Raw genomic sequence first — 3,465 nt, 5'->3', positions numbered from 1 at the left:
GGACCGCACCGTGCATGCCGAAGGGCCCGCCCCCGGAAATCTCCGGGGGCGGGCCCTTCGGCATATCGGGTGGTGAGGACTACGCCTCGAACACCTCACGCACCAGCTGCTCCTGCTCCGCCTGGTGGCGCTTGGCGGAGCCGACCGCCGGGGACGAGCCGTGCGGCCGCGAGATGCGGCGCAGGCGCTCACCGTGCGGGATGTCGGCACCCACCGCCAGGTCCAGGTGGTCGATCAGGTTCAGGGCGATGAACGGCCAGGCACCCTGGTTGGCCGGCTCCTCCTGGACCCACAGGTACTTCTCGGCGTTCGGGTACTTGTTGACCTCGGCCTGGACCTCGGCACCCGGCAGCGGGTACAGCCGCTCGAGGCGGATGATCGCCGTGTCGGTGACCCCGCGCTTCTGCCGCTCGGCCTCGAGGTCGTAGTAGACCTTGCCGGTGCAGAAGACGACCTTCTTGACCGCGTTCGCCTCGACCGAGGTGTCGCCGATGACCGGGCGGAACTGACCGGTCGTGAACTCCTCCGCCTTGGACGCTGCGGCCTTGAGGCGCAGCATCGACTTCGGTGTGAAGACGACCAGCGGCTTGTGGTGCGGGTTGTGCACCTGCCACCGCAGGAGGTGGAAGTAGTTCGACGGGAGCGTGGGCATGGCCACCGTCATGTTGTTCTGGGCGCAGAGCTGGAGGAAGCGCTCGACGCGGGCCGAGGAGTGGTCCGGGCCCTGTCCCTCGTAGCCGTGGGGGAGCAGGAGCGTCACACCGCTCGTCTGGCCCCACTTCTGCTCGGCCGCCGAGATGTACTCGTCGACCACCGTCTGCGCGCCGTTGACGAAGTCGCCGAACTGCGCCTCCCACATCACGAGCGCGTCGGGACGGGCCAGCGAGTAGCCGTACTCGAAGCCCATGACCGCGTACTCGGACAGCAGCGAGTTGTAGACGTTGTAGCGCGCCTGCTCGTCGGCCAGGTACTGGAGCGGGGTGTGCTCCTCGCCCGTCTCACGGTCGATGAGGACCGCGTGGCGCTGGCCGAAGGTGCCGCGCTGGGAGTCCTGGCCGGACAGCCGGACCGGGGTGCCCTCGAGGAGGAGGGAGCCCACGGCCAGCGTTTCGCCCATGCCCCAGTCGATCGTCCCGTCCTCGACCATCGACGCCCGGCGCTGGAGCTGCGGCAGCAGACGCGGGTGGACGTGGAAGTAGTCGGGGATGTTGACCTGCGACTCGGCGATCCGCTTGACGGTCTCCGTGGAGATCGCCGTGTTCACGGCGACCGGGAACTCCGCCTGCGGGTCCGCCTCCGGTCCCGTGTTCGGCTGGGCCGTGACGGCCTCACGGACCTCCGTGAAGACCTTCTCCAGCTGGCCCTGGTAGTCCTGGAGCGCCTGCTCGGCCTCTTCCAGCGTGATGTCGCCGCGACCGATCAGGGACTCGGTGTACAGCTTGCGCACCGAGCGCTTCTTGTCGATCAGGTCGTACATCAGCGGCTGGGTGAAGGCCGGGTTGTCCGACTCGTTGTGACCGCGGCGGCGGTAGCAGATGAGGTCGATCACCACGTCCTTGTTGAACGCCTGGCGGAACTCGAAGGCCAGCCGGGCCACCCGGACCACGGCCTCCGGGTCGTCGCCGTTCACGTGGAAGATCGGGGCCTCGATCATCCTCGCCACGTCCGTCGCGTACATCGACGAGCGGGAGGACTCCGGGGCGGCGGTGAAGCCGACCTGGTTGTTGATGACGATGTGGACCGTGCCGCCGGTGCGGTAGCCGCGCAGCTGCGACATGTTCAGGGTCTCGGCCACCACGCCCTGGCCCGCGAAGGCCGCGTCGCCGTGCAGGGCGACCGGCAGGACCGTGAAGTCCGTGCCGCCCTTGTTGATGATGTCCTGCTTGGCGCGGCTGATGCCCTCGATGATCGGGTCGACCGTCTCCAGGTGGGACGGGTTCGCGGCCAGCGAGACCTTGATCTGCTCGCCGTCCAGGCCCGTGAAGGTCCCCTCGGCGCCCAGGTGGTACTTCACGTCGCCGGAGCCGTGCATCGACTTCGGGTCGAGGTTGCCCTCGAACTCGCGGAAGATCTGCGCGTACGACTTGCCGACGATGTTCGCGAGGACGTTGAGACGGCCGCGGTGGGCCATGCCGATGACGACCTCGTCCAGGCGGGACTCCGCGGCGCTGTCGATGACCGCGTCGAGCAGCGGGATGACGGACTCGCCGCCCTCCAGGGAGAAGCGCTTCTGGCCGACGTACTTCGTCTGCAGGAAGGTCTCGAAGGCCTCCGCCGCGTTCAGCCGGCGCAGGATGCGCAGCTGCTCCTCGCGCTCCGGCTTGGAGTGCGCGCGCTCGATGCGGTCCTGGATCCAGCGGCGCTGCTTCGGGTCCTGGATGTGCATGAACTCGACGCCGGTGGTGCGGCAGTACGAGTCGCGCAGCACGCCGAGGATGTCGCGCAGCTTCATCAGGGACTTGCCCGCGAAGCCGCCGACCGCGAACTCGCGCTCCAGGTCCCACAGGGTGAGGCCGTGCTCGGTGATGTCCAGGTCGGGGTGCTTGCGCTGGCGGTACTCCAGCGGGTCGGTGTCGGCCATGACGTGGCCGCGGACCCGGTAGGAGTGGATCAGCTCGAAGACCCGCGCGGCCTTGGTGACGTCGTCGTCGTGGCTGGCGTCGATGTCCTTGAGCCAGCGGACCGGCTCGTAGGGGATGCGCAGCGCCTCGAAGATCTCGTCGTAGAAGCCGTTCTCCCCGAGGAGGGAGTTGGCGACGACACGGAGGAACTCGCCGGAGGCGGCGCCCTGGATGACCCGGTGGTCGTAGGTCGACGTGAGCGTCATGACCTTCGAGATGCCGAGCTTGTTCAGGGTGTCCTGGCTGGTGCCCTGGAACTCCGCCGGGTAGTCCATCGAGCCGACGCCCATGATGACCGACTGGCCGGGCATCAGACGCGGCACGGAGTGGACGGTGCCGAGGCCGCCGGGGTTGGTCAGGGAGACCGTGACACCGGTGAAGTCGTCCATCGTCAGCTTGCCGTCGCGGGCGCGGCGGACGATGTCCTCGTAGGCCTGCCAGAACTCGAAGAAGTTCAGCGTCTCGGCCTTCTTGATGCCGGCGACGACGAGCTGGCGGTCGCCGTTGGGCTTCACCAGGTCGATGGCCAGGCCGAAGTTGACGTGCGGCGGCTTGACGAGGGTGGGCTTCCCGTCCTTCTCCGCGTAGTGCCAGTTCATCGACGGCATGGCCTTGATGGCCTGCACCATCGCGAAGCCGATCAGGTGCGTGAAGGAGATCTTCCCGCCCCGGGCGCGCTTGAGGTGGTTGTTGATGACGATGCGGTTGTCGAACAGCAGCTTCACCGGGACCGCGCGCACGGACGTGGCCGTGGGCAGCTCCAGCGAGGCGTTCATGTTCTTGGCGACCGCGGCGGACGGGCCGCGCAGCGTCACGAACTCCGGACCCTGCGCGGGCGCGGCCG

At 68.3% G+C, this 3,465-nt stretch carries 1 protein-coding gene; it reads right to left on the bottom strand.

Translation table 11 applies throughout. The features are described 5' to 3' along the window. Nucleotides 1–79: 79 nt before the first annotated feature. The coding region (locus ACFWBB_RS42485; RefSeq protein WP_385284645.1) for a multifunctional oxoglutarate decarboxylase/oxoglutarate dehydrogenase thiamine pyrophosphate-binding subunit/dihydrolipoyllysine-residue succinyltransferase subunit at nucleotides 80–3,465 on the bottom strand (3,386 nt) is incomplete at its 5' end.

This window comes from Streptomyces sp. NPDC060000, from assembly GCF_042737375.1.
In the GTDB taxonomy this organism is placed as follows: domain Bacteria; phylum Actinomycetota; class Actinomycetes; order Streptomycetales; family Streptomycetaceae; genus Streptomyces.
Note: the sequence above shows the minus strand (reverse complement) of the source record. Positions and strands in the feature narration are given on the sequence as shown.